This is a genomic window from Streptomyces sp. NPDC028368, from assembly GCF_055565615.1.
Window position 1 is genome coordinate 34,363 of the sequence record NZ_JBVHTY010000008.1, and the last position, 24,821, is coordinate 59,183.

Annotated in this window: 20 protein-coding genes and 2 pseudogenes; 10 read left to right on the plus strand and 12 right to left on the minus strand. The window is 70.5% G+C overall.

The genetic code is table 11. From position 1 onward, the window contains the following. Nucleotides 1-107: 107 nt before the first annotated feature. From ACZ4S3_RS19540 to ACZ4S3_RS19555, 4 genes are all read right to left on the minus strand, one after another. The gene (locus ACZ4S3_RS19540) at nucleotides 108-524 is read right to left on the minus strand and encodes an SHOCT domain-containing protein (protein ID WP_467935751.1); all 417 of its coding nucleotides are present in this window, start codon (nucleotides 522-524) and stop codon (nucleotides 108-110) included. A gap of 121 nt (nucleotides 525-645) precedes the next feature. Next, nucleotides 646-2,013, minus strand: a complete 1,368-nt coding sequence (locus ACZ4S3_RS19545) for a hypothetical protein (RefSeq protein WP_467935756.1) — start codon at nucleotides 2,011-2,013, stop codon at nucleotides 646-648. Nucleotides 2,014-2,205: 192 nt separating this feature from the next. Then, nucleotides 2,206-2,403 (minus strand): hypothetical protein, encoded by a 198-nt coding sequence (locus ACZ4S3_RS19550; RefSeq protein WP_467936450.1) that lies wholly within the window; start codon nucleotides 2,401-2,403, stop codon nucleotides 2,206-2,208. Between the two features lie 126 nt (nucleotides 2,404-2,529). After that, nucleotides 2,530-5,244: a winged helix-turn-helix domain-containing protein gene (locus ACZ4S3_RS19555; RefSeq protein ID WP_467935761.1), complete on the minus strand. Its 2,715-nt coding sequence runs from the start codon at nucleotides 5,242-5,244 to the stop codon at nucleotides 2,530-2,532. 267 nt (nucleotides 5,245-5,511) lie between these two features. Here ACZ4S3_RS19555 and ACZ4S3_RS19560 point away from each other — a divergent pair, with 267 nt between their 5' ends. The 4 genes from ACZ4S3_RS19560 to ACZ4S3_RS19575 all read left to right on the plus strand — a co-directional run bounded on the left by ACZ4S3_RS19560 (nucleotide 5,512) and on the right by ACZ4S3_RS19575 (nucleotide 10,782). Continuing rightward, complete coding sequence (locus ACZ4S3_RS19560; RefSeq protein ID WP_467935764.1) at nucleotides 5,512-6,864, plus strand: diacylglycerol/lipid kinase family protein; 1,353 nt, start codon at nucleotides 5,512-5,514, stop codon at nucleotides 6,862-6,864. A 74-nt stretch (nucleotides 6,865-6,938) separates the two neighbouring features. Beyond that, nucleotides 6,939-7,460, plus strand: coding sequence for a hypothetical protein (locus tag ACZ4S3_RS19565; protein WP_467935768.1), 522 nt, complete (start codon nucleotides 6,939-6,941; stop codon nucleotides 7,458-7,460). Between the two features lie 248 nt (nucleotides 7,461-7,708). After that, nucleotides 7,709-9,313: an MFS transporter gene (locus tag ACZ4S3_RS19570; RefSeq protein ID WP_467935773.1), complete on the plus strand. Its 1,605-nt coding sequence runs from the start codon at nucleotides 7,709-7,711 to the stop codon at nucleotides 9,311-9,313. Between the two features lie 323 nt (nucleotides 9,314-9,636). After that, nucleotides 9,637-10,782 carry a PP2C family protein-serine/threonine phosphatase gene (locus ACZ4S3_RS19575; protein ID WP_467935777.1) on the plus strand — a complete coding sequence of 382 codons (1,146 nt, stop codon included), beginning with the start codon at nucleotides 9,637-9,639 and terminating at the stop codon, nucleotides 10,780-10,782. A gap of 15 nt (nucleotides 10,783-10,797) precedes the next feature. Here ACZ4S3_RS19575 and ACZ4S3_RS19580 read toward each other — a convergent pair whose 3' ends face one another. Continuing rightward, nucleotides 10,798-12,021, minus strand: coding sequence for a GDSL-type esterase/lipase family protein (locus ACZ4S3_RS19580; protein WP_467935781.1), 1,224 nt, complete (start codon nucleotides 12,019-12,021; stop codon nucleotides 10,798-10,800). A 120-nt stretch (nucleotides 12,022-12,141) separates the two neighbouring features. On the opposite strand from ACZ4S3_RS19580, the pseudogene ACZ4S3_RS19585 reads away from it, so the two are divergent. Beyond that, nucleotides 12,142-12,374, plus strand: a pseudogene (locus ACZ4S3_RS19585) (TetR/AcrR family transcriptional regulator); the annotation flags it as partial. A 25-nt stretch (nucleotides 12,375-12,399) separates the two neighbouring features. Here the strand turns inward: ACZ4S3_RS19585 and ACZ4S3_RS19590 are convergent. The 3 genes from ACZ4S3_RS19590 to ACZ4S3_RS19600 form a co-directional block, all read right to left on the minus strand. After that, nucleotides 12,400-14,022 carry an MFS transporter gene (locus tag ACZ4S3_RS19590; protein ID WP_467935784.1) on the minus strand — a complete coding sequence of 541 codons (1,623 nt, stop codon included), beginning with the start codon at nucleotides 14,020-14,022 and terminating at the stop codon, nucleotides 12,400-12,402. Nucleotides 14,023-14,407: 385 nt separating this feature from the next. Further along, on the minus strand, nucleotides 14,408-15,055 hold the full coding sequence (locus tag ACZ4S3_RS19595; protein WP_467935786.1) for a TetR/AcrR family transcriptional regulator: 648 nt from the start codon (nucleotides 15,053-15,055) through the stop codon (nucleotides 14,408-14,410). Between the two features lie 268 nt (nucleotides 15,056-15,323). Beyond that, nucleotides 15,324-15,479: a hypothetical protein gene (locus ACZ4S3_RS19600; RefSeq protein ID WP_467935788.1), complete on the minus strand. Its 156-nt coding sequence runs from the start codon at nucleotides 15,477-15,479 to the stop codon at nucleotides 15,324-15,326. A 169-nt stretch (nucleotides 15,480-15,648) separates the two neighbouring features. On the opposite strand from ACZ4S3_RS19600, the pseudogene ACZ4S3_RS19605 reads away from it, so the two are divergent. The 3 genes and pseudogenes from ACZ4S3_RS19605 to ACZ4S3_RS19615 form a co-directional block, all read left to right on the plus strand. Further along, nucleotides 15,649-15,801 (plus strand): annotated as a pseudogene (locus tag ACZ4S3_RS19605) (type 1 glutamine amidotransferase domain-containing protein); the annotation flags it as partial. Nucleotides 15,802-15,975: 174 nt separating this feature from the next. Beyond that, nucleotides 15,976-18,306, plus strand: coding sequence for a molybdopterin cofactor-binding domain-containing protein (locus ACZ4S3_RS19610; RefSeq protein WP_467935791.1), 2,331 nt, complete (start codon nucleotides 15,976-15,978; stop codon nucleotides 18,304-18,306). A gap of 31 nt (nucleotides 18,307-18,337) precedes the next feature. Next, entirely contained in the window at nucleotides 18,338-18,814 is a 477-nt protein-coding gene (locus tag ACZ4S3_RS19615) for a (2Fe-2S)-binding protein (protein WP_467935793.1), read from the plus strand. A gap of 9 nt (nucleotides 18,815-18,823) precedes the next feature. Here ACZ4S3_RS19615 and ACZ4S3_RS19620 read toward each other — a convergent pair whose 3' ends face one another. Then, nucleotides 18,824-19,750 (minus strand): MBL fold metallo-hydrolase, encoded by a 927-nt coding sequence (locus ACZ4S3_RS19620; protein ID WP_467935795.1) that lies wholly within the window; start codon nucleotides 19,748-19,750, stop codon nucleotides 18,824-18,826. A 277-nt stretch (nucleotides 19,751-20,027) separates the two neighbouring features. Here ACZ4S3_RS19620 and ACZ4S3_RS19625 point away from each other — a divergent pair, with 277 nt between their 5' ends. Further along, complete coding sequence (locus tag ACZ4S3_RS19625) at nucleotides 20,028-20,600, plus strand: TetR/AcrR family transcriptional regulator (protein ID WP_467935797.1); 573 nt, start codon at nucleotides 20,028-20,030, stop codon at nucleotides 20,598-20,600. A gap of 161 nt (nucleotides 20,601-20,761) precedes the next feature. Here the strand turns inward: ACZ4S3_RS19625 and ACZ4S3_RS19630 are convergent, their stop codons facing one another. The 3 genes from ACZ4S3_RS19630 to ACZ4S3_RS19640 all read right to left on the minus strand — a co-directional run bounded on the left by ACZ4S3_RS19630 (nucleotide 20,762) and on the right by ACZ4S3_RS19640 (nucleotide 23,641). Then, entirely contained in the window at nucleotides 20,762-20,992 is a 231-nt protein-coding gene (locus tag ACZ4S3_RS19630; protein ID WP_467935799.1) for an SMP-30/gluconolactonase/LRE family protein, read from the minus strand. Nucleotides 20,993-21,135: 143 nt separating this feature from the next. Beyond that, nucleotides 21,136-22,302 carry an acyl-CoA dehydrogenase family protein gene (locus tag ACZ4S3_RS19635; protein ID WP_467935801.1) on the minus strand — a complete coding sequence of 389 codons (1,167 nt, stop codon included), beginning with the start codon at nucleotides 22,300-22,302 and terminating at the stop codon, nucleotides 21,136-21,138. A 139-nt stretch (nucleotides 22,303-22,441) separates the two neighbouring features. Continuing rightward, nucleotides 22,442-23,641, minus strand: coding sequence for a CaiB/BaiF CoA transferase family protein (locus ACZ4S3_RS19640; RefSeq protein WP_467935803.1), 1,200 nt, complete (start codon nucleotides 23,639-23,641; stop codon nucleotides 22,442-22,444). 128 nt (nucleotides 23,642-23,769) lie between these two features. Between ACZ4S3_RS19640 and ACZ4S3_RS19645 the strand changes: the two genes are divergently transcribed. After that, nucleotides 23,770-24,726, plus strand: a complete 957-nt coding sequence (locus ACZ4S3_RS19645; RefSeq protein ID WP_467935805.1) for a LysR family transcriptional regulator — start codon at nucleotides 23,770-23,772, stop codon at nucleotides 24,724-24,726. Nucleotides 24,727-24,821: the final 95 nt, after the last annotated feature.

Below are 24,821 nucleotides of genomic sequence, written 5' to 3' on the forward strand. Positions count from 1 at the left end.
ACACCGGCGAACGTCACCGGATGGCGCCGGACGGCGGTCGTTCCCCCTCACCCCTGCGGGCCGGTCCCGGACCGGTGCCCGCGGCGTCGCCGTCGCTCGTGCCGCGGTCAGTGCAGAATCTTTTCCTTCGCCCGGCGGAATTCCTCATCGGAGATGTCGCCCCTGGCGCGGATCTCCGAGAGTTTCGCGAGTTCCTCGACCTCACTGGATCGTGCTCCGCCGCGTGCCGTCTCCCGCACGTAGGTGTCGAATACCTCCTGCTGGGCGCGGGCGTGTGCCACCTCGCGTTTGCCCATGCCCTTGCCGCGGGCGAGGACGTAGACGAAGACGCCAAGGAAGGGCAGAACGATCACCACGACGAGCCACCCGGTCTTGGCCCAGCCGTTCATGGTGTCGTCGCGGAAGATGTCACCGATGATCCGGAAGAGCAGGACGAACCACAGGACCCACAGGAAGATCCACAGCATGGTCCAGAACGCGCCCAGAAGCGGATAGTCATAAGCCATGTACACGGGGCTTTCCATTTTCCTTCTCCCATCCATGCCGTCCCTGGTGGTGTCCGAGTGTCCGCGCTACGGGGGGCCGGACGCCTCACCCGGCGCGGGTGAGACTCCGGCGGTCTCGGGTTGGCCGGTCAGTTCACCGTCACCGGTCGCGGGCGCTCGCGGTGCCTGTCCCAGCGTCCTCGGAGGCCGGGCCCGGTCTGTCGGCCGCTGCGGCCAGAATGCCGAGAAGCACCAGGACGAGGGCCACGATGCCCAGGACGAGCGCGACGGATGCCGGGGTGGGGTAGTTCCACAGCACCAGGGCGACCGCGCCTGCGGCGATGGCGACGCCGGTGGTCCAGCCGCGGTGGGTGTCCAGCCAGTGGCCCGCGCCGCCGGTGCGCAGGCCACAGCGGGCCAGGGCCCGGCCGGCCGCCCCGGTACTCCGGGCGGCGCCGGAGCGTACGGCGCGGGCACCGCGGCCGGGCCCGTACAGGTAGGCCGCGAGGGCGGTGATCACCGCGATGACGAGGATGGTTCGGGTGCTCTGGCGCAGGAAGCGGACGAGCGTGTCGAAGATGGCGGTGGCCGCGTCCCGGGGCAGTGTGGCCGGCGGGACGGAGTCCAGATACACCCCGCGCATGACTGCGAGGCCGATGAGCAGCGCGATCATCATCACGCCGGTCCCGATCGCAGCGCTCATCAGGGCCACTCGGTGCGCGGGCACCACCCAGACAGCGAGTGCGGTCAGCGCAAGGGCCACGACGGGCAGCCAGGTGCCGACGACGTCGAGCACGCGCATGGCGTCCTGTGCCTTCTGGAGCTTGTCGATCTGCACCAGCGGAACGGTCCGGTCGGACGCGGGGATGTGCGCCGCCTTTTCGAATCCGGCGTCCACCAGGCGCTGCTTGACCTTGTCGACGACGGTGCCGATGTCCAGGACGATGGTGTTCCCCCGTGCTTGCACCGCGCTGCTCCCCTCGCCGGTGAGGACCTTCACCACCGCAGCGTGGGCACGGAGGTTGGCCTCCTTCCACACTTGGGCGAACTGGTCGCTGGTCACCACCTTCGACACCACACCGTGCACAGTGGAGGTGAGCGCGCTCTGCAGGGGGCCGGCCAGCGCCGGAGTGTGCTTCACCACCACGGGTGGCGCGCCGGCTTTCTGGAGTGCCGAGGCGAGGGATTCGGTGACCGCTTTGACGTCAACGTTGCCGACCACGCGATGGGTCAGCCGGTCGGTCACCACATGCTGCACGGCGGGCTCGGAGGCAAGGGGCGCCACGGTCTGCACGTACCGGTCGGTGTCGGCGATCTGCCCGTTCACCCAGGTGGCGACGACAGCCAGCGGGGCGAGGAGGAAGACCAGTACCAGCAAGAGGGATCCTGCCGCGTAGCGCAGGCGCCGGTGGCGCCCCGCGGCGGCCTTGCGCAGCCTGTCGTACTCCGCACGTTCGGTCGGGCTCAGGGCGGGCTCCGCTTCGGGCCGGTCGGGGCCTTGGGAGGCGGCGGGTTCGGACGGAGCCATCGGCTCCTCCCTTCACACGCGGAATGGTCTCTGGCCGGGCGGTGGTCTCCACCGTGACCGGCGCCGCGACTGCTCCGCATCGCCCGGGACGGGTGAGTGCCCGGTGCCGGATCCGCCGGCTGCGGCGGTGATCCGGCCAGTGCGGCGCAGCCTCGGCGAAGACGTCGTAGTCGTGCCTCCCCGCTCCCGGCATCAGTCCGCGAGGCGGCGCATCTCCTCGACGCGCAGGCCGAGATCCCGGAAGCGGTTCAACAGCCCGTACAGATGTGCTTCGTCTGTCACCGCGCCGAAGAACAGCGTCTGCCGGGGGGCCAGCACCCTGTCCAGCTCCGGGAACGCCTCGGCCAGGACCGTGGAGACATGACCGGTGACACGGAACTCGTAACGCATGCGTCCCACCGGTCCTCCCCGCGCCTGGAAAGCCGTCATTCCGCATGCTGCCCGCCGTGCGACGGGAGGGCATCACCCACAGCAGGTGAGCGCACGGCAGGCGAGCGCACGGGAGGGCCGGCAGGCTCACAGAAGGCGGAGTTCCCGGCCGCGCTCGACCGCTTCCCGACGGCAAGAGACGCACATTTTGCGGTAGATGCTCCGCAGATGTGTCTTGATGGTGTTGGCGGACAGGTGCAGGGCGGCGGCGATCTCGTCGGTGGTCATCATCCGCTCCAGGTACCCGAGCACCTCCCGTTCTCGAGCGCTCAGCGGTTCGACCAGGATCGGGACGTCCGGACGGTCCGGTGGCCGTGCGGTGAGCCAGGCATGTACGCCGAGCGGGCCGTCCGGGCGGTGGAGCAGGTGCCGCATCCAGGGTCCGGCATCGGTGAAAGGCCGTCGCAGCTGTTCGGGGCGTGCCGCGTTCAGAGCCTGGGCGAGCAGGGCGTGAGCGGCCGGCCGGTCGCCGTTCAGCATCGCGGCGCGGGTCCGCAGCAGCCGGATCCGTACGCGATCGGGCAGGCTCAGCCCGGGTGAGTCATCCATCGGTGCGACGAGGCGCAAAGCGGTCTCGGTGTGTCCGGCAGCGAGATGGGCGAGTGCGAGGGCGACGGTCCTGGACGGGCCTGCGGATTCGGTCCCGTCCAAGGCGGAGATCGCCGTCGCATGGTCTCCGCGGGCCAGGGCGATGGTGGAGCGCGCGACGGCCAGGCGCTCGGCGGGCCAGACGAGGGGGGACGGACCGAGTTCGTCCAGGTCCTCGAGGGCCGCTGCCCACCGGCCCCGCGCCAGTTCCAGCCCGGACCACAGGATCGCTGACTCGGTCGTCAGAACCGGGTCGTCGCGGGTGCCGGGGCATGCCCCGGCCTGGTCGACGTGGTGCATCGCGGCGCCGGCATCGCCGCGTTCGCATGCCACGATGGCCAGCGCCAGGTGTCCGGCGCCCGAACGGTGGGGCTGGGGTATGCCGTGCTGGTCGGCGACGGCGAGGGAGTACCGGGCGTGGTCTGCCGCTGCGGTCAGCGCCCCCTCGATGCTCTCGGCCAAAGCGAGCCGCCCCAGGCACCGGTGCCGCACGAGCTGCGGCACGTCGGCCGTACAGGCCCGCACGGCCTCCGTGAACGCGGTCCTGGCGTCGTCGAGGTGTCCGGACTTCAGCAGGGCGCAGGCCAGCCCCTGGCGTCGCAGTGCCTCGATCTCGGGGTGCTCCTTGATCCGGAACCGCGGCAGCTGCGCCGTCAGTTCCCCGACGTGCCGTGCCGCCTCTTCGGCCGCCGCCATGCCGTCCGCGCCTTCGTGCTGCTGCTCGTACGGTTCGGACAGCAGCCGCAGCAGGGCGTGGGTGAGCCGTGCCTCGGGCGTGGGCCGTGCTCCCTTGCGTTGCAGGTGGTGCTCCGCCCGCGCCAGGCACGCGCGGCAGCCCGCAGCGTCGCGCCGGGACAGGTGGCAGGCTCCCGCGACCAGGGCCGGTTCGGCTCCCGGGATGTCCGCCGGCATGCGGGAGAAGAGCGCTTCGAGACCGTCGGCCTCGGGGTCGGCCAGCAGACGTCCGATCATCAGGTGCTGAACGGCCTCGATGGCGCCGTACTGCCAGTCCCCTCCCGCGGCCGCGTGGACGAGGGCCTCGGTGACCTGGCCGGAGCCGGTGAACCAGCGTGCGGCCCGGCGGTGCAGCCGTGGTTCGAGGCCGGGATGCCGGCTGCGCAGGTGCGCATGGAGTACCGCGGCGAACATCGGGTGGATGCGACACCACCCCGTGTCGGCAAGGGGTTCGACGAAGGCATTGGCGCGCGTCAGCCGCGTCAGGATCCGCTCGGCATCCGCGCGTCCGGTCAGCGCGTGTGCGAGCTCTGGGTGCACCCGGTCCAGAATGCTGACACGCAACAGCAGCTCCCGGGTCGCGGCGGGCTGGGCCTCGAGGATCTCGGCGAGCAGATAGTCGGCGACCGCGTGCTCGGAGGCGGTGAACGACCGCACAAAACCGTCCGCGTCGCCCGGCCCCTCCATGGCCAGGGCGCACAGCCGCAGCCCGGCGGCCCAGCCCTCGGTGCGGCTGGTGAGGGCTTCCACGGTTTCCCGGCCCGGCATCAGGCCGTGCCCGCGCAGCAGCGCGGCCACCTCGTGCGGGGTGAACGCCAGGTCGGCGCCCCGGATTTCGTAGAGCCGGTCCTCGGTACGGTAGCGGTGGAGCGGCAGCAAGGGGTCCGTCCGGCTGGTCAGGACCAGGCGCAGCTGCGGCCCGGCGTGGTCCAGGACGAATCCCAGGTCCGATGCCACCTCCCGGCCGGGCACCTTGTCCAGGCCGTCGAGTACGAGGGCCACCGGCTCGGGCAGCCGTTCCAGGACGGAGCAGAGGCGGACCAGCAGCGAGTGATCGACACTGTCGGCGCAGGCGGGCATGCCGATGTCGCCGGTGAGCCCGAGAAGCCGGTGGCGGAGTGCCTCCACGATGTAGGCCCAGAAGACACCGGGGGTGTCATCGGAGTCCAGGGTCACCCACACCACCGGTCCGGGTGGCGTCCCCCACTGTGCCCAGGAGGAGACGAGGGTTGTCTTGCCGGCCCCTGCCGCGCCCGTGACGACGGTGAGCGGCCCGTTCGTGCCCTCGGTGAGCCGGTCCAGGAGCCGCTGTCTGCGGACGAAACCGCGGGCGACGGTCGGGACCGAGAGCTTCGCCGCGAGCAGCGGTTCCCCGGCCGGATCCAGCGGCGCTCCGGCTGCGTCGAAGGACGGTACGGCGACGGACGGTACAGCGGTGTTCTCGCCGCTCTCTCCGGCTGAGGTACTGGCTGGAAGCATGGGCACCACCCAAGGGGGCCAGGGGCGGTGCCTTGCCGGGCGCCGTCTCCGCTCCCGCCGCTGAGTACACCGGCTCGTGTCGAGGAGCCGGTATTTCCATGGTCACGTCCTCGGCCGTTGATCGCCACGCGACGCCGTGGTGCGGGCCGTCCGCGCCTGGTGATGCGCTTGACGGGATGCGCCCGTGGAATGGAGGAGAGTCGAATGGAGGAGGGAGGGGCGGCTGGAGGAGGGAGGGGCGGCGAAATCGGCGGGAGGTTCGATCGCGTGGACAGGCGTTGGGCCGCACGACTGGCACTGGCGGCGGGAACGGCGGCGTTGCTGGTCCTGCTGGTGTTCGCCGGGCTTCGGAGCTTCGCGCTGGTGGGCGTGGGGCTGGCCGGGCTGGCCGCCACGGCGGGCGGCCTGTGGTGGGTGCTGGCGCGCAAAGGTGTGGCGAGGGTGCTCGCTCTCCTACTGGCGGCAGCCGCACCGGTCGCCGTCCTGGTGCTCTACGCGATCGCCGGGCTGCTGTGGGTGGTGCTCGTCTCGCTCGCCCTGTGGACGCTTGCCGTCTTCACGGGCAGAACGGCACTGGCACAGGACACCGGCCCGGACGCCGGCCCGGCGCGTACACCGGAACACCCGGTCACTCCTGCGAAGCGCCCCTTCCTCATCATGAATCCGCGCTCGGGCGGCGGGAAGGTCGGGAAGTTCCATCTGGTGGACAAGGCAAGGGCGCTCGGCGCCGAGGTCGTTGTGCTGGACCCCGCGCAGCCGCAGGACGTGGCCGAGTTGGCGAGGCGGGCCGTGGACGACGGCGCCGACCTGCTCGGTGTCGCGGGCGGCGACGGCACGCAGGCCCTGGTCGCCGACGTGGCGGCGGAGCGCGACGTTCCGTTCGTCGTCATCTGCGCCGGGACCCGCAACCATTTCGCCCTGGACCTCGGCCTCGACCGGGAGGATCCCGCGGCGTGCCTTCAGGCGCTCACCGACGGCGTCGAGCTGCGCATCGACCTGGGCTTCATCGACGTGGGGGCGCCCGCGGCGGAAGGCCGGGGACGCGTCTTCGTCAACAACGCCTCCTTCGGCGCGTACGCGACGGTGGTGCAGAGCCCGGCCTATCGCGGCGACAAGGCCCGTACGACCCTTCAGATGCTGCCGGACCTGTTGACCCACCACATCGGCCCGCGCCTGAAGGTGCGCGCCGCCGCCGTGACCGTCGACGGGCCCCAAGCCGTCCTGGTGAGTAACAACCCCTACCGGATGGGAGATCCCGCGGGTCTGGGGCGCCGGGAACGGCTGGACTCCGGTGTCCTGGGAGTGCTCGGCGTCAAGGTCGACAACGCGGTCCAGGCGGCCTCGATGCTTCGCGGCAGGCGTGGGCCCGAACTGACCTCGGTCGCCGCCCAGGAGGTGGTCATCGACGCCGACGCACCCGTCATTCCGGTCGGTGTCGACGGCGAGGCGCTCACCGTGCCCGCCCCCGTACGCTGCTGGATCGAGCCGGGCGCCCTGCGCGTACGGCTGCCCCGCCACCGTCCCGGCGTGCCGCGCGGCAAGCCGCCGATGAATTGGCGCCGGGTGCGCAGGCTGGCCCTCACGGTGGGACGGACCGCGGCGGGGCGTGACCACGGCTGATCAGCGCCGGCCGCTCCCCCGGCCGACGCACGCTGTGGCCGTGCGAAGTGCACCTGGTCGGGGATCCTGGAAGCGTGACACAACGGACCCGCTCGGATGACGCGCAGACCCGGCCGCCGGCCGGTGCCGCTCATGTCGACTACAGCGGCGCGGTATACGGCTCACTGCTCGCCGCCTCCGTGGTGGTCGGCGCCGGCGCACTCGGCTCGTTTCCGCGGCTGGAACTCGTCTTGCTGCTGCTGTGTACCGGTGCGGTGTTCTGGGCCTCGCACGTCTTCGCCCGCCTCTTCGGAACCCGGATGGCGCAGCAGTCCGTCAGCTGGCGGGAGGTTCGCCGCATGTGCGCCGACGAGCGGCCGATCCTTGAGGCGGCCGTCCCACCGGCCGTCGCCGTGGCGATCAGTCCACTCCTTGGACTGGGCATTCAGGGCACGGCGTGGCTGGCACTGGCCGTCGCTCTGGGCGGACAGGTCGGCTGGGCGACTCTGGCCGCCGTTCGCTCCGGTGCCTCACGCCGTCTGATCCTGGTCGCGGGTGCGGTGAACCTTCTCCTCGGGCTGGTCATCGTGGCGTTCAAGGTCGCGCTCCAGCACTGAACGGACACGAGCGCCAAGCATCAGCCCCCTGCCGCGATGGCGGTCCCTGGCTGCGAGCGTTCAGCAGACCGATCGGCGCGTGAGGCACCCCGTACGGATGACTCGAGGCCACCAAAGACACCGAATGCCCTGTACAGGGACAAATCTATGCTCCGGTGGATCCTGATGCCGCTCCCGGCCCGCCGCGACTACGACGGACCGCGGCGGACTGCGGCTGGCCGCCGCGGAACCTGAGGAGGTGCGACGCCATGGGGCGCTGGCGGGCTCTGCTCATCCTCGGGACGGCCCAGTTCCTGATGGTGCTGGACACCTCGGTGATGAACGTGTCGATCAGCCAGCTGGTCAAGGACTTCCACACCGAGGTCACCGCGATCCAGGCCGTCATCACCCTCTACACCCTGGTCATGGCCGCCTTCATGATCACCGGCGGCAAACTCGGCGACATGCTGGGCCGCCGCCGCGCGTTTGTCATCGGCCTGGTCGTGTACGGCGTGGGGTCCGCGCTCACCGCGTTGGCTCCGGTCCTGTGGGTGCTCACGCTCGGCTGGTCGGTCATCGAGGGGCTCGGCGCGTCACTGGTCCTGCCCGCCCTGGCCGCGCTCGTGGCCGGGACCTACAGCGGCCGGGACCGGGCCGTCGCCTACGGGGTCATCGGGGGGCTGTCGGGGGCGGGCATCGCGGTCGGGCCGCTGGTCGGCGGCTGGGTGACGACATACCTGACGTGGCGGCTGGTCTTCGCCGCCGAGGTCATCGTGGTGGTGGTCATTCTCTGCTGTATGAGGTGGGTGCAGGATCACCCGCGAACGGGACCGCGGATCCGCCTCGACGGCGTCGGCGCCGTACTGTCCGCACTCGGCCTGGCGCTCGTGGTCCTCGGCGTGCTGCAGAGCAGCTCCTGGGGATGGCTACGGCCCCGCAACTCCCCGGTCACCGTCTTCGGATTCTCCCTCACCGTGTTCGTCATCGCCGCGGGCGCCGTCATCCTCCATCTGTTCCGGGCGTGGGAGAGACGGCAGGAGACTCGGGCACGCGATCCGCTGGTGCGGTTCTCGCTGTTCACGATCCCCCCGCTGCGCGCCGGCCTGACCATGCTGCTCTGTCAGAACCTCATCCTGCTCGGCCTGTTCTTCACCATCCCCCTCTACCTCCAGGTCGTGCAGGGCCTCAACGCGTTCGAGACCGGCCTGCGGCTGCTGCCGGTCTCGATCACCATGCTGCTGTCCGCCATGTGCGGTCCCCTCCTCGGACGGATCGCCGCCCCCCGGACGGTGGTGCGGCTCGGGCTGCTGGTGCTGTTCGTCGCCATCCTGTGGCTGCTCGCCACGATCGAGCCCCGCCTCGACAATCTGTCGTTCGCGCTGGCCATGGCCGTACTGGGCCTCGGCATGGGACTGCTCGCCTCGCAGCTGGGAAACGTCACCCAGTCCAGCGTCGGGGAGTCGGACCGCAGCGAGGTGGGCGGCCTGCAGTACACCGCCCAGAACCTCGGTTCCTCCCTGGGAACCGCGCTCATCGGCTCCCTCCTCATCGGGGCCCTGGTGCACGCGTTCACGTCCCAGATCGAGGACAACCCCAAGATCTCGGAAGCGGTGCACCAGCAGGTCGGCACCGTCATCGAGGCCGGGGTCAGCTTCGTCAGCACCGACCAGGTACGAGCCGCCACCGCAGCCGCCGCGCTGCCGCCATCGGAAGCCGAGGCGGTCGTGGACGCGTACGCCGAAGCACAGCTCGGAGCCCTCAAGGCCGCCATCCTGGCCACCGCCGGCATTACGCTCGCCGGCTTCGCGTTCACCCGCCACTTGCCCACGGAACGACTGGCCAAGCAACCGGACACCGCAGCAACGGCATCCTGACCGGCCGGCACCATCGGCACTCGACGATGGCGCCGCGAAAGCGGACCATGAAGGGTCCGCCGCGTGGAAGGGCCGGCGCAGGGCGAGCAGGAACGCGGGCGGGGTGCCCGCATCGATGCCGACCACTGCGGCGGTACTGCTCGGCGAGCGGGCCCCGGCCTGGGCCGCCTGGGCGCCTTCCGGGCGCGGTGGTGCACATCGATCGCGTCGCGCAGCGGTACGGGCACACACCTACCCATACGGCCGCTCCACGACTGGCAGCCGTAATCCGGCCCGAGGATGCTTGAGCATGTTGTACGGCGCGACAGAGCGGGAGCGGGTACGTGAGGGCACCGAGCGCGAGACGCACCGCCGTCAAACGCTGGTGTCTGCGCCACCTCCAGCTGCTGCCCGTCGTCCTGCTCGTCGGAGGCGCCCTCATCGATTACCACACGCCTCCGCATTTCAGCGGGGAAGCCTTCTATACCGCCGCGCCGATGACAGCCGCCGCACTGCTGTCGCTGCGCGCGACGATCCTGGCGGGCATCGGTGCCTGTGTCGCCGACTTCGCGCTGCTCACGCACTTCGGCTTCATCCTGGGTTCCGGTGGGCTGAGCGAGCTGGCGGCGGTCGCGACCGTCTCGGCCTTCGCCATCGTCGTCAACCGTCTCATGTACTACAGCAACGTGCGCCTGCAGTCCGCACGCAGAATCGCCCTCGCCGTGCAGCGCGCCGTGCTGCCGCAGCTGCCGGCCTCGATCGGGCCTCTGCGGATCGCTGTGCGCTACAAGGCGGCCGTGAAAGACGCACAGATCGGTGGTGATCTGTACAGCGCTCAGGACACCCCGTACGGCGTACGCTGCCTGATCGGCGATGTACGGGGCAAGGGCATGGAGGCGGTCAAGGTGGTGGCCGTGGCCATGGGGGCGTTCCGGGAGGCCGCCGAGGAGGAGTCCACGCTCGTCGGGATCGCAGCCAGGCTGGAGCGGGCGCTCCTACGGGAAAAAGAGCGGCGGACGGGGCCCGAGCGGACCGAGGGATTCGTTACCGGCGTGCTCGTCGAGATCCCGCCCTGCGGCGAGGAACTGCGACTGCTCAACCGTGGTCACCCGGCGCCTCTGCTGCTGCACGGTGGCCAGGTGCGCAGCGCGGAACCGTCCGAACCGGCCCTGCCTCTGGGACTGGCGGAGCTGGGCGCCGACCAGGACCGGACCGACACGCTGCCCTTCCCCCCGGGCGCGACTCTCCTCCTGTACACCGATGGCCTGACCGAGGCACGGAACCGCGCCGGGCACTTCTACGACCCCGCGGCCCGGCTGACCGGGCGCGATTTTCCCGACCCGGACGCGCTGCTCGACACCCTTCTCACCGAGGTGCGCCACCACGCCGACGGCCGCAACACCGATGACATGGCGCTGCTCGCGGTCACCCGGGGCAACGGTGCACGCGGCGCAACGCGCGGACAACACGGGGCACAACGCGCGGGCTGATGAGGCGTGCGCGTCTCAGGCCGGCTCGGCGGCGAACGGTCCGCCGGTGCGGAAGGCCAGATCGGCGAAGCGTTCGCCGATGCGGCGGTGTGTGGCGGCGTCCGGGTGGAGCTGGTCGGGCAGCGGCAGCTCGGCGAAGTCCGCCTCGCCGTAGAGGTCGCGGCCGTCGAGGTAGTGCAGATGGGGGTCGTCGGCCGCCCTCTGCTTGACGATGCGGGCCAGCTCGTCCCGGATGACGTTGAGCGTCAGCTTCCCGGCGGCGCGCTCCGCGGGGTCACCCATGGCCCGGAACTGCAGCTTCCCGGCGCTGAGGTTGCTGAAGTCCGGGACGCTGGGGCCGGGCGTGTCCTCGTGGATGGGGCACAGCACGGGCGAGACGACCAGCAACGGCGTGGTGGGGTGCCCCTCCCGGATGGTGTCGAGGAAGCCGTGCACCGCCGGGGTGAAGGCACGCAGCCGCATCAGGTCGGCGTTGACCAGGTTGATGCCGATCTTGATGCTGATCAGGTCCGCGGAGGTGTCGCGCAGGGCGCGGGCGGTGAACGCATCGAGCAGGGCACTGCCGCCCAGGCCCAGGTTGATCAGTTCCACCCCGCCGAGGGAGGCGGCCAGCGCGGGCCAGGTCGTGCTGGGGCTTGCGGCGTCGGAGCCGTGGCTGATCGAACTGCCGTGGTGCAGCCACAGCTTGCCGCCCCTATCCGGTACGGGCTCGACGGGGGCGTCGGTGCGCAGAGCGACCAGCTGGGTGATCTCGTTGTGCGGCAGCCAGATCTCCACGTCCTTCACCCGGTCGGGCAGACCGGGGAACGGGACGGTACCGACCGGGCCGGGCCGCGTCTCAGCAGAGCCGGTGGTCATGTCCACGGTCAGGACGTTGCCGCCGGGTGCGCTCGCCCGGCCGGCCAGGCGGCCGTCGACGAGCAGGTCGTACACGCCGTCGGGACGGGGCGGGGCGCCCTTGTAGACCGTCTTGGTGGGGAGCGTGTCCAGCTCGACGACGGTGGCCCGGGTGCGGAAGACCAGTCGCACGCCGGAGGGCTGGGCCTCCGCCATGGCCAGCTGCCCGTCGGCGCACTGCGCGCGGGCACGGGCGGGCAGCCGGTGTGGCAGCACCCCGTGCTCGGTGCGCTCCAGGTCGAGCGCGCCGCGCAGGAGGTCCGCGGTGAGGGGTGTGGTGATCCACTCCGTCGGCCGGGGCGTGGCGGAGGAGCCGGGGATGTCGTCGTGCTGGTGCTTCATGGCCTCAGCCTGTCAACCGGATTCCCGTTCCGCACATGCTTTTCCGGCCCCCCGCTCTCGTGCCTGACCCTCCGACGGCCGACATCTGCCCCACCGCGTCCCCGCACCCTGCACGACCCGCGCGACCTGGAACGCGGCATCGCCTCGGGCCGCTGCCTCTCCGCCCCTCCAACCATCACCGTGTCCGCGATGGGCGGGGCCCTCCTCTCCCTGCTGGAGCTGAGGTTCGCCCGCCCCGGCCTGGACGGTGACGAGGCCTCGGCGAACCCGGCAGAGACGGTCCTGCGCATGTGGGCGTCCCGCCGGACAACGCCCGCGAGGTCGCCCGGCGCCCCCTGCCCAACCCCGTCTGACGGCGGCCGCCGAGACCGGCAAGAACTACTGGCCGGAGTCGGCGTACTGCTCGTCCCGGCCTTCCGCGGCTGCCGCCGCCTCCGCCGGCCCGCGCTTTCCGGCACCCCGGCGGCCGGGCAGGACGGCGAGGACGAGCAACGTGCCGGCGGCCATGATGATCCCGCCGACGAGGCTGGTCCGGGCGACACCGTGAGCGAAGGCTTCATGGACGGCGTCCGCCACGGCTTGGGCCCGCTGGGGTCCGCCGGACGGATCCTGGGCGATCCGCTCGGCGACCGCCAGGCCGCCGCCCACCGAGTCCTTGGCGGTCTCCATCGCGGCGGCCGGTAGCCGGCCGCCCACCAGGCCGGTCAGCTCGTCCCGGTAGGCCGTGCCCAGCAGCGAGCCCAGCACCGCGATGCCGAGGGAGCCGCCGAGCTCCAGCGCGGTGTCGTTGGCACCGCCACCGACGCCCAGCTCCGACTCGGGGAAAGAGCCCATGATGCTGTCCGTGGCCGGGGACACGCTCAGACCGATCGCCACCCCCAGCATCATCATCGGCGCCAGGAAGTCCGTGTACGTCGAGCCCTTGTCGACCTGCACGAGCAGGAAGACGCCCACGGTGCCGATCACCATGCCGGCCGTCACCAGCGCCTTCATGCCCAGCCGCGGGGTCAGCCATCCGGTCACCACGGCGCCGACGAAGACGGCTCCGGCCAGCGGCAGCAGCCGTACGCCGGTCTCCAGCGCGTCGTAGCCGAGGATGAACTGCAGATACTGCGTCGAGTAGTAGATCGCGCCGAAGGTGCCGAAGAAGAAGAACAGCACCGCGAGCATGGAACCGCTGAAGGGGCGCAGCCTGAACTTGCGCACGTCCAGCATGGGGTGGGGGTGCCGCAGCTCCCACCACACGAAGGTCAGCAGGCCCACGCCCGCAACCACGGCTGCGGTGATCGGGCCGACGCCCCAGCCGAAGTGCGGGCCCTCGATTGTCGCGTAGACCAGGCTGCCGACGGAGACGATGGACAGCAGACCGCCCACGAAGTCGATCCGGCCCATGCCGTCCGCCTTCGACGGCGGCACCAGGACCAGCGCGCCGACCACGGCGACAACGGCGATGGGTACGTTGATCAGGAAGGTGGAGCCCCAGGCGTGGTCCTCCAGCAGCCAGCCGGCCACCAGGGGGCCGACGGCGATGGCCAGGCCCGAGGTGGCGGTCCAGGCCGTTATGGCGCGGGCGCGCTCGGCCTTCGGGAAGATCGCGACCAGCAGTGACAGCGTGGCCGGCATGACGACGGCGGCGCCGACGCCCATGATCGCTCGGGCTGCGATGACCAGCTCGGTCTGGTCGACCAGGCTGCCCGTCACCGAACCGCCCGCGAAGATCACCAGACCCGTGATGAGTGCGCCGCGACGGCTGTATTTGTCGCCGATCGAGCCGAGTACGAGCATCAGCGCGGCGTACGGGACGGTGTATCCGTCGATGACCCACTGGAGGTCACTGCTGCCCAGGCCCAGGTCCCTCGTCATGTCCGGTGCGGCCACGATCAGGGACGTGTTCGCCATGACCACGATCAGCAGGCTCAGACAGAGAACCAGCAGGGCCCACCAGCGCCGTGCGTACGGCCCGGCCATCTTCTCGACGGGCGTGTCTGCAAGGAAGGGCATCGGAGGCTCCTCGGGGACGGATTATTTGCACATCGATGAGCAGATTAATTTCTTGCCCATCGATGTGCAAATAAAGCGCGGCCTTTTCACTTCCACGGAGACACAAGAACACCCAGACACCCAGACACCCCGACACCGAGGCACCAGGCACCAGGCACCAGGCACCAGGCACCAGGCACCAGGCACGGAATTGACCGGTCGACCGGCCCCGCACGGGCCACGGCGCCGTGCGGCGTCGACACCGGCTGTCCAGGACGCGGTCGGGCCTCAACCCAGCCCAGGAATGCCGCCATGCGACGGCGCGACAAGATCAGACGACGCTGCCCCGGCGGTCCGCGCCGGGACAGTCAAGGTGGAGCCGACGGCCGTGCAGCCGTACGACGACTCAGGCGTCGGCGACCGACTCCGCGAGCGCCGCGGACGCGACGTCGCCGACCACGTCGCGCGCCCGCTTCTCCGGCACACCGGCCGCGATGAGCGTGGCGACGGCGACTCGGGTCCCGTCATCCTCCAGCCCCCCGGTGTTGACCGCCTCCAGCAGAGCGACCGTCATGGCTTCCAATCCGGCGCTCAGCACAGCGGGCGGCAGATGGGCGTGAAAGACGCCGTCCCGCTGCCCCCGCTCCAGGATGGCCGCGGTCTCGTCGCGGGCCGGCGCCAGGATCTCGGCCACGCGTTCGGCGCCCAGATCCCGACGAGCGAGCGCCAGGAGCATCCGGTAGCGGTCCCCTACGGGCCACATGGAGTACACGAAGTACGCGAGCGCACGCTCGGCCGGCTCCGACGGCTCCGCTCCTGCCGCCACCGCGCTCCGAAGGGCTTCGGAGGCTTCCTCGGCCAGCGCCTCCAGCAACGCCGCACGTCCCGGGAAGTGCCCGAAGAGGGTGCGTCGCACGACACCGGCGGCTCGCGCCAGCTCTTCCAAGGTGACGTCGGGGTTCCGCCCGAGCTCCTGCCGGGCCGTGGCCAGGATGCGCGCCCGGTTGGACCGCGAATTGCGTCGCAACGGCTCGCGGGTCACGGGCTTGGGCACGGAGACAACCTCGGTTGGATCTGTACGGAGAACGATGGAGCGGAGCGAACGGCGCTCCCATTTTGACACGGAGGTACGGGCGCTCCCCGGGACCGGGCGTTCGGACCGCTCGGGCGCGGCAGGCCCGTAACGGCCAACGGCCCGAGCCGTGGAAATCGAAGCCACGGCCGACGGATTGAAGAGCGGCCCCCGGACAGCACTACTCCTGTCAGTCCTGCCGCCGTCAGCTCTACCGCTCTCGGTTCTACCGCTGCCAGCTCTACCGCTGTCAGTCCTCGTCATCCTCCGCTCGGCGCTCTCCCTCCGCCTGTGACGGCTGGGTGCGGGTCGTCGCGGGGTGTCGCTCCTCAGCCGGATCCATGTCCTCCTCCAGCCTCTCGCCCTCGGCCTGCGACGGAGTCGTGTACTCGTCGTACTGGCTCATGGCCGCCTCCGCAAGATCGGAACGCGTGCATACAAATCGAGCGTATCCCTTCGACCGGCTGGCGGCCTGGGCTATGGGTGCCGCCCAGGCCACACGCTGCGGCGGAGACGTTTGCCCGGCGCGCCGCGACTGTCCTCAGGTGCCTGGCCCATGTGTCTGGCCCATGTGTCTGGTCCAGGACCGGCTGACCGAGGCCGGCGTCAGCGTCCAGGTCGGCGAGCCGTGGGCGCCGAACGTGGTCGTCGACCGCCACCTGGTCACCGGCCAGACCTCCGCCTCCTCCGCCCCGCTCGTCACCGAGCTGCTGAAAAAGCCGGCCTGATCCCCAGGCACCGGCAGCAAGAGCAGGAAGGCAGCAAGAGCAGCCGCCCTCACCACCTTCACCATCCTCACCAGGGGCAGCGTTACTATGGCTCGCTCCCGCGACCCGTGGCAGGCTCCGGGGTGCAGAACGGGCCCTGTGTGTCCGCCCGTTCAGCCTCCTGGAGGGAACCGCATGGCAGAGCAGAGCCGTTCGTCACAGAATCCGCAGTCGGCGCCCGAGGGGTTCGGCCGCCGCAGAATGCTCGCCTACATTCTGGCGGCGCCGACCCTCGCCGTCGGCGTGCGGTTCGGCCTGGATGCGGTGGACGGGCCGGCGGCGGAGGCGGCGGTGCCGTCCCCGCCACAGCCCGAGGACCTCTTCGACCTGGGAGATCTGCAGAATCTGGCGGCGGCCCCGACCTCGGGCCTGATCACCGTCCGGGTGCACTCCGATGGCACCGCGTCGTTCGCCGTGCCGCGGGCGGAGGTCGGCCAGGGCATGACCACGGCCGTCGCGATGATGGTTGCCGAGGAGTTGGACCTGCCACTGGACAAGGTGCGGGTCTCGCTCGCCGATGCGCGCCCGGAGTTGCTGATGAATCAGCTCACCGGCGGCTCCAACTCGATGCGCAGCATCTACCTTCCCGTGCGCACCGCCGCGGCGGTCGCCCGGCAACGGCTTGTCTCAACGGCCGCCGAACAGTGGGGTGTTGCGGCCTCGGAGCTGACCACCCGGGACGGCGTCGTCCTGCACGGCTCGCGTAAGCGGGCCACTTACGCGTCGCTCGCCGAAGCGGCGGCCAGCGCGCAGGTGCTGCCGGCTGCCGCCCGCCTGAAGGATCCGTCCGACTTCACGATCCTGGGCACGTCCCGCAACCGGATCGACGCGCTCGACGCCGTCACCGGCCGGAAGCAGTTCGGCATGGACCACCAGGTCCCCGGCGCCAAGCCGGCCATGGTGCGCAGACCGCCGACGATCAACGGGACGGTGGAAACGGTCCACAACGCCGACGCCGTGCGGCGGATGCCGGGCATCACCGACGTCGTGACGATCAGGCACGGGGTGGCCGTGCGCGGGGAGACGTTCGGCCAGTGCATCGACGCACTGCGTGCCTTGGAGGTGACCTGGGGGCCGGGCACCGTGGACGGGGAGTCCGACGACACCGTGCTGCGCAAGCTCAAGGCGGCTGCGCTCCCCATGGTCGTACCGCCGCTGCTCACCAAGAAGATCGATGCGCAGTTCACGTTCGCGTTCGCCAGCAACAGCCCGCTGGAACCGGACAACGCGATCGCCGACGTCCGTGCCGACCGCGCCGAGATCTGGGCGAGCCTCAAGGTCCCGATCGTCGCCCAGCGCGAGATCGCGACCCGCCTCGGTCTGCCGCAGCACGCCGTGACGGTGCACGTGGTGGAGGGCGGTGGGTCGTTCGGTCGGCATCTGTTCCACGACGTGGCCGCCGAGGCCGCGGAGATCTCGCAGAAGATGGGCAAGCCGGTCAAGCTGTCGTGGTCCCGTACCGACAACTTCCGCCAGGGCCGTACGCACCCGATGTGCATATCGCGCGTGCGTGCCACGTACGCGCTCGGTGAGGTCCTCAGCTACGAGCAGCGTCACACCAGTACCCAGACCGACTTCGGGCACGGGCTCGGCGAGATGATCACGTCGACGGCGGCGAAGCTGCCCGTCGTGGGCAATCCGACCTTCGCCGAGACGATCTTCGAACTGACCCAGTCCTCGCCGTACGACTTCGGTCTCACCACGCAGTTGCTCAACGAGGTGCCGCTGCAGTTCAACACCGGCAGCATGCGCAACATCTACTCGCCGAACGTGACCTGCGCACGGGAACTGATCGTCGATCAGCTCGCCTCCCGCATGGGCAAGGACCCCGTCGCGTTCCGTCGCGAGTTCCTCAAGGACAAGCGGCTGCGTGCCGTGCTGGACAAGGCGGATGAGGTCGGCGAGTGGGGCACGTCGCTGCCCGCGGGCGTGGCGCAGGGCATCGGGCTGCACTCCGAGTACCGGGGTGCGGTCGCCACACTCGTCGAGATCGACTGCCGGCCGGAGACCGTGAACCGGAAGATCCGGGACGCCGTGACCGGGCCGCGCGTCACCAAGGCGCTGATGGTGATCGACGCCGGGTTCCCCATCAACCCCCGCGGCCTGGAGGCGCAGATGATGGGCTGCCTGAACGACGCACTGGCCCTGGCGCTCACCTCCAGCCTGCACATCAAGGACGGCATCCCGCTCGAGGGCAGCTGGGACGAGTACTTCTACACCCGGCAGTGGAACACCCCGCCCGAACTGCGGGTCGTCGTCATGCCGAGCACCAGCGACAAGCCCTCCGGGGCCGGTGAGCTCGGCGTGGCTCCCGCCTTCGCCGCCATCGCGTGCGCCTACGCGCGTGCCACGGACACGCTGCCGACCAGCTTCCCGATCAACCACAAGACCCTCAGCTTCGAGCCGCTGCCGCTCGAACCGTCCACGCCCCAGTCCCCCACCGACGGTCTCGACCGGGCCTTCTGACTCGACCGCGCCTTCTGAGGAGTACGCCACCATGCCCAGCCACACCTTCATGCTGAACGGCAAGCGGATCACCGTCGACACCGAGGACAATGTGCGCCTGCTCTGGGTCCTGCGCGACCTGCTCGGCGTGACAGGGCCCAAGTACGGCTGCGGTCTCGGCGTGTGCCAGGCCTGCACGTCGCATATCAACGGCAAGGCGTTCAACCCCTGTTCCGTCCCCGTCTCGAAGATCGCGCCGGACGACGAGATCACCACGATCGAGGGGCTGCCCGCGACCGTGGGCAAGGACCTCCACCCCATGCAGGAGGCCTGGCTCGACCTCGATGTCGCCCAGTGCGGCTACTGCCAGCCCGGTCAGATCATGACCGCCGTCGCCAAGGTCCGGCAGGCGGCCGCCGAAGGCCGCGAGATCGCGGACGCCGACCTCGACCAGATCCGCAACATCTGCCGCTGCGGCACGTACACCCGCATCCGCGAGGCCATCAAGGCAGGCGCGAAAAACATGTGACCCGCTTCCCTATGACGCGGCTTCGTGGACGGGCAGCAGGCGGTAGGCGTCGGCTTCTGTGGTGACCCGGCCGGCGGTCGGGGGCGGGAAGTGGCTGCCCAGGAGCAGGGTCTCGGTGTCGGCGATCGCGGCGAAGAGGTCACGGCGGCTGCGGATGGCCTGGTCGGGGTCGATGTCCACGCAGCTGGTGATGCCGGGGCGGTGCAGCTGCACGGGGTGGTGGACGCAGTCGCCGGTGACGACGGCCGAGCGGCCGGCGCTGCGGAGTTCTACGGCGACCTGGCCCGGGGTATGGCCGGGCGTGGGCAGCAGGCGGATTCCGGGGGCCACGTCGGTGCCCGCGTCCGGCACGTCGACCAGGTCGAGCAGGCCTGCGTCCCGCACCGGGTGGACCGAGTCGCGGAACATCTGCCGGCGAGGCTCGTCCATGTCGGCACCCGCCCAGTAATCCCACTCGGTACGGGAGACCAGATACCGGGCGTTCGGGAAGGTGGGGACCCAAGTCGCCCCGTCCGCGCGGGTGTTCCAGCCGACGTGGTCGGTGTGCAGGTGAGTCAGGATGACCAGGTCGACGCTTTCGGGCGCGAAGCCCGCCCCGGCGAGCCGCTGGAGGTAGGCGGTGTCCAGGTGGTCCCACGCAGGGTTGGCGCGGGTCTTGCCGTTGCCGATGCCGGTGTCGATCAGTAGCCGCAGGCCGTTCGCCTCAACGGCGAAGCTGTGGCTGGCCAGGCGCAGAACACCACTGGGCGTGGCGAAGTCCGGCCGCAGCCAGGGGGCGCCGCTCACGACGTCGGGGGTGGCGTCGGGCAGCAGCCAGGGGCCGGTCTGTGGTGCAAGTTCCGTCTCGTCGACGCGGTGTACGCGCAGGTCGCCGATGACCCAGGTCGGCGCGGAGCCGCCGGCGGTGGTGTGCGCGGACGGGGTTGACCCGTTCATGGAATTCTCCGTCTCCTCAGCAGGCTAAAGCATTTCCTTTGCTTTAGTGGAGAGTAAGACGTACGGACCACTAAAGCAACTACTTGGCTTTAGCGGCACGGAGTGAGTGCGGGCATGTGGCGCCTGCCGGGCTCCGCGCAGGCCCTCGAAGGGATCTATCGAGTTGATGTACCGCGCGGGCCGGACCTGACGGACGCCTCCCGACGAGAGAGAAGCAGGCCCATGCCGCAGCGAAGGGCACCGGTTGCGGCAACGAATTTGCGTTAAGGTGACAGGCATGAGACCGAAAGCAGCGATCCGCCCCGGAGGACGCAGCGCTCGCGTGCAGCAATCGGTGCACGCAGCCGTGCGCGAACTCCAGGCCGAGCAGGGGCGCACCGATCTCACCATCCCCCAGATCGCCGCACGCGCCGGCGTCACCCCGTCGACGATCTACCGCCGGTGGGGGGACCTCCAGGAACTGCTCTCGGACGTCGCGGTGGAACGGCTGCGCCCCGAGACGCCGCCGGCCGACCACGGAAACCTGCGCGCGGACCTGGAGCACTGGGCCGCCGACTTCCTGGAGGAGATGTCCTCCCCTCCAGGGCGCTCCTACATCCGCGACGCCCTCGCCGGCGATCCGGACGGCGGCAACTCCGGACAGTGCTCCGCCTACGCCATCGACCAGGTCACCACCATCCTCACCCGCGCGGCGCAGCGCGGCGAACACGTGCCGGACACCGACACCGTGATGGACCACGTCGTGGCTCCCCTGATGTACCGCGTCCTCTTCCGTCCGGGCCTCCTCGACCCGCAGTACGCCCGCGATCTCGTCGCCACCGTCTTCTACCGGCTCATGCCTCTGCCGTGACCGGGTTCTGCACGCGGCCCATGGTCTGAGCACACCTCTCGGCAGCGCCGTGGTCGGTGCGGCGGTCCACCGGGGCGGCGCACTGGACTCTCTCACCGCGCTCGTCACCCCTGCCCACGGCGCCGCATACGCCGACGCCTTCGGCAACGGCCGACTCGAGGTCATTCCCGAAGCAGGCCCAGGCGCGCTCGCTCCATGCCGAGCCGCCTCGCGCCGGACCCCACAGGAGGGTGCGGTCCAGGTCGCCGCGTGGGGTGTAGCGGCGGATGGCCGCCGTCCCACAGGGCGACCCAGACGCAGCCGTCGGTGTCGACGGGCAGGCCGTCGGGGTAGCCGGCACCGGGCTCGATCGTCGTCAACGGGCGCCGCTCAGGCGGGAGTTGGCCCTGCATACGGCAGACGTCGATGCGGTGGTTGGTGGTACGGCCCGGGGAGATCCACGCCGTCTGCGGTGAGAACGGCCTCGTTCGTCGGCGGCGCCTCCATGAGCGGCCCTAGCCGCTCACCGTGGGACTCTCGGCGGCGACCGCGGGCATCATGCGTCGAGGCCTCCGCGCTTGATGAGCTGGCTCGCGATGACGTTGCGCTGGATTTCGTTGGTGCCCTCGCCGACGATCATCAGCGGCGCGTCGCGGAAGTAGCGCTCCACGTCGAACTCGGTCGAGTAGCCGTAACCGCCGTGGATGCGCATGGCGTTGAGGGTGATCTGCATCGCGGTTTCGGAGGCGAAGAGCTTGGCCATGCCGGCCTCCATGTCGACGCGTCGGCCCGCCTCGGCCTCACGGGCCGCGTACAGCGTGAGTTGGCGCGCAGCGGTCAGCGACGTGGCCATGTCCGCGAGGTAGTTGCCGATCGACTGGTGCTGCCAGATCGGCTTGCCGAACGACTCCCGCTCCTGGGCGTAGGCGAGTGCGTCCTCCAGTGCCGCCCGTCCGACGCCGAGCGCGCGGGCGGCCACCTGGAGCCGTCCGGTCTCCAATCCCTTCATCATCTGGGCGAAGCCCTTGCCCTCGTTCTCACCGAGTACGGCATCGGCCGCCGCCCGGTAGTCGTCGAACGACAACTCGCAGCTCTCCACACCCTTGTAGCCGAGCTTGGGCAGGTCGCGCGAGACCGTCAGACCGGGCCCGTGCTCGACGAGCAGGATCGAGATGCCCTTGTGCGCGGGCTCGGCCTCCGGGTCGGTCTTGCACAGCAGGGCGATCAGCTGCGAGCGGCGGGAGTTGGTGATCCAGGTCTTCGCACCGTTGACCACGTAGCCGTCCGGGTCCTTGCGGGCGGTGGTGCGGATGGCCTGAAGGTCGGAGCCGCCGCCCGGTTCGGTCAGGGCCATGGTGGCCCGGATCTCGCCGGTGGCCATCCGGGGCAGATAGCGCCGTTTCTGCTCCTCGGTGCCGAAGTGCAGCAGCAACTTGGCGACCACGGTATGGCCGCCCATCGCACCGGCCAGGCTCATCCAGCCGCGCGCGAGCTCCTCGGTGATCAGGACGTAGAAGGGGGCGGAGACCGGGGTGCCGCCGTACTCCTCGGGGATGGCCAGGCCGAAGATGCCGAGCCGCTTCATCTGCTCGATCAGAACCTCGGGGTAGGTGTTGGCGTGCTCCAGTTCCTGGACGACGGGCTTCACCTCCTTGTCGACGAAGTCGTGCACCGTGCTGACGATGCACCGCTCGTCCTCGGAGAGGATGTCGAGAGTGCTCATGCTGTGACGCTCCTTGCTCAAAGGGCTGAGAGGTCCGAAAGCGCTGAAAGGGCCGATGGGCTGAAAGGGCTGAATGGGGCGATTGGTGTTGCCGGCGTTGCTGCCGCTGGCGTCCCTGTTCCGGCCCTGGGCAGGCGGTTCAGATGACCTGGTCGGCCCGCAGGCCGTCGATGTCGGCCGTGCTGTACCCCAGCTCGGCCAGGATGTGCTCGGTGTGCTCTCCGGCTGCGGGTACGGCGTCCATGCGCGGGGCGGTGCCGGTCAGGTCCGCCGGTGGCAGCAGTGCGGGCACCATCGCTCCCCCGGGAATCCGTACATCGCGCCAGCGGCCCCGGGCCTTGAGCACGGGGTGGGCCAGAAAGGCGTCGATGTCGTTGACGCCGGCGTTGGCGATGCCCGCCTCGTCCAGCAGCTTCCCCACCTCGCCGCTGTCCGACCGGCTGAACCGCTCGGCCACGATCGCGTTGAGGTCCTCGCGGTGGGCCACGCGGTCGGAGCCGGTGGCGAAGCGCGGATCTCCGACGAGCTCAGGCAGGCCGAGGAAGTGCTCGCACAGGGCCACCCATTCACGCTCGTTCTGGATGGAGAACAGCACCTCCTTGCCGTCGGCCGCGGTGTAGGCGCCGTACGGGGCGATGGTGGCGTGCTGGGTGCCGATGCGCGGGGGCTGGGTGCCGCCGTAACGGGTGTAGTAGGCGGGCTGGTTCATCCACTCGGCCAGCGCCTCGAACAGCGAGACCTCCACGGCACGGGCCACGCCCGTGGTCGCCCGCGTGAACAGCGCGGTGAGGATGCCCGAGTAGGCGTACATGCCGGCGGCGATGTCGGCGACCGACACCCCCACCCGGGCCGAACCGTGCTCGTTCCCCGTCAGTGAGACCAAGCCCGTCTGGCACTGCACCAGGAGGTCGTACGCTTTCCGGCCCGCCCACGGCCCGCTGGATCCGTAGCCGGAGAGGGAGCACGGGATCAACGACGGGAAGCGCTCGGCGAGCGCCTCGGCGCCCAGGCCCAGCCTGGCGGCCGCGCCCGGTGCCAGGTTCTGTACGAACACATCGGCCCCGGCGAGCAGTTGCTCGAGCACTGTCCTCCCCCGCTCCGACTTCAGGTCGAGCGTCACGGACTCCTTCGACCGGTTGAGCCACACGAAGTAGCTGGACTCGCCGTGCACCGTGGTGTCGTAGCGGCGGGCGAAGTCGCCCCCGTCCGGGCGCTCCACCTTGATGACACGCGCGCCGAGATCGGCCAGTTGGCGGGTGGCGAAGGGAGCCGCCACCGCCTGCTCGACGCTGACGACGGTGATTCCGGAGAGCGGCAGTTCTTCGGGGAGCTCGGTCATGGGGTGACCTCCAGGAGCGTGCGGGTCCCGCGGCGGGAGTACCATCATGAATGCTCATGGCAGCGTTGCTGAAATAGCAATATGCAATGGCCCCATACGCGCTTCGGATGGCGGTGGAAGGAAGGCCCGTGGACGTCAAGCAGCTCAAGGCGATTGTCACGGTGGCCGAGGTGGGCAGCGTCACGCGCGCCGCGGAGCTGCTGCATCTGGTGCAGCCCGCGGTAACCCGCCAGATCCGCACCCTGGAGCAGGAACTCGGCGTCCCGCTTTTCGAACGGACCCGGCAGGGCATGCGGCCCACCGAGGCCGGGGCGATCATGGTGGACCGAGCGCGGCGCGCGCTGAACGAACTGGAGCGGGCCCGCGCCGAGGTGCAGCCCACCCCCGGAGTGTTGACGGGCATCGTCACCGTCGGGCTGCTGGAGAGCACGAGCGACCTGCTGGCGGAGCCGCTCGTGACGGCCCTGGCCCGTGACCACCCCGGCGTCGAGCTGCGGCTGATCACCGCCTACTCGGGGCATCTGCAGCAGTGGCTCGACGAGGGTGACCTGGACCTGACGCTGCTCTACAACCTGGACAGCACGCCGTCGCTCAACGCCCGGCCGCTGGTGCGCGAGCATCTGTGGGTGGTCGCGCCACCGTCGGCGGGCCTGAGGGCCGAGCGTCCCGTCCCGTTCGCGGAGGCGGCGACGCACCCGCTCGTCATGCCCGCTTCCGGGCATGGGCTACGGAGCCTGATCGACGCCGCGGCGGTGCGGGCCGGAGCCGACATGGACGTCGCCGTTCAGACCAACTCCCTGCGGGTGCAGAAGCACCTCGTACTGGCCGGCCACGGCTGGACCATCCTGCCGGGCGTCGGCGTCGCCGAGGACGTCGCTCAGGGCACCCTGAGCGCCGCGCCGCTGTGCGAACCCGACGTGTGGCGCTCGATCATCCTCGGCACACCGAGGTTCGGGCGCCGCACCCCTCCCGCCGTCGAGGTCGTCGCTCGCGAACTGGTCCGTCAGATCAACTCGGCGGTGGCCGAGGGGAGATGGCCCTCCGCCCAGGTGCAGGGAGCCGACGTTCCGGCCGAGGTCGAGTGACCTCAGCGCGCCGGCCCGAGCGCCCGAGCGACACCCCGTCACAGGAACCCCCAGGTGCCCCGAGGAAATCCCAGGAAATCCCAGGAACAGGAACC

Excerpts from the sequence above, each read along its gene's own strand:
- ACZ4S3_RS19540 (WP_467935751.1), bottom strand. The coding sequence starts at position 524 with ATGGAAAGCCCCGTGTACATGGCTTATGACTATCCGCTTCTGGGCGCG.
- ACZ4S3_RS19545 (WP_467935756.1), bottom strand. The coding sequence starts at position 2,013 with ATGGCTCCGTCCGAACCCGCCGCCTCCCAAGGCCCCGACCGGCCCGAA.
- ACZ4S3_RS19550 (WP_467936450.1), bottom strand. The coding sequence starts at position 2,403 with ATGCGTTACGAGTTCCGTGTCACCGGTCATGTCTCCACGGTCCTGGCC.
- ACZ4S3_RS19555 (WP_467935761.1), bottom strand. The coding sequence starts at position 5,244 with ATGCTTCCAGCCAGTACCTCAGCCGGAGAGAGCGGCGAGAACACCGCT.
- ACZ4S3_RS19570 (WP_467935773.1), top strand. The coding sequence starts at position 7,709 with ATGGGGCGCTGGCGGGCTCTGCTCATCCTCGGGACGGCCCAGTTCCTG.
- ACZ4S3_RS19580 (WP_467935781.1), bottom strand. The coding sequence starts at position 12,021 with ATGAAGCACCAGCACGACGACATCCCCGGCTCCTCCGCCACGCCCCGG.
- ACZ4S3_RS19590 (WP_467935784.1), bottom strand. The coding sequence starts at position 14,022 with ATGCCCTTCCTTGCAGACACGCCCGTCGAGAAGATGGCCGGGCCGTAC.
- ACZ4S3_RS19600 (WP_467935788.1), bottom strand. The coding sequence starts at position 15,479 with ATGAGCCAGTACGACGAGTACACGACTCCGTCGCAGGCCGAGGGCGAG.
- ACZ4S3_RS19610 (WP_467935791.1), top strand. The coding sequence starts at position 15,976 with ATGGCAGAGCAGAGCCGTTCGTCACAGAATCCGCAGTCGGCGCCCGAG.
- ACZ4S3_RS19615 (WP_467935793.1), top strand. The coding sequence starts at position 18,338 with ATGCCCAGCCACACCTTCATGCTGAACGGCAAGCGGATCACCGTCGAC.
- ACZ4S3_RS19620 (WP_467935795.1), bottom strand. The coding sequence starts at position 19,750 with ATGAACGGGTCAACCCCGTCCGCGCACACCACCGCCGGCGGCTCCGCG.
- ACZ4S3_RS19625 (WP_467935797.1), top strand. The coding sequence starts at position 20,028 with ATGAGACCGAAAGCAGCGATCCGCCCCGGAGGACGCAGCGCTCGCGTG.
- ACZ4S3_RS19630 (WP_467935799.1), bottom strand. The coding sequence starts at position 20,992 with ATGCAGGGCCAACTCCCGCCTGAGCGGCGCCCGTTGACGACGATCGAG.
- ACZ4S3_RS19635 (WP_467935801.1), bottom strand. The coding sequence starts at position 22,302 with ATGAGCACTCTCGACATCCTCTCCGAGGACGAGCGGTGCATCGTCAGC.
- ACZ4S3_RS19640 (WP_467935803.1), bottom strand. The coding sequence starts at position 23,641 with ATGACCGAGCTCCCCGAAGAACTGCCGCTCTCCGGAATCACCGTCGTC.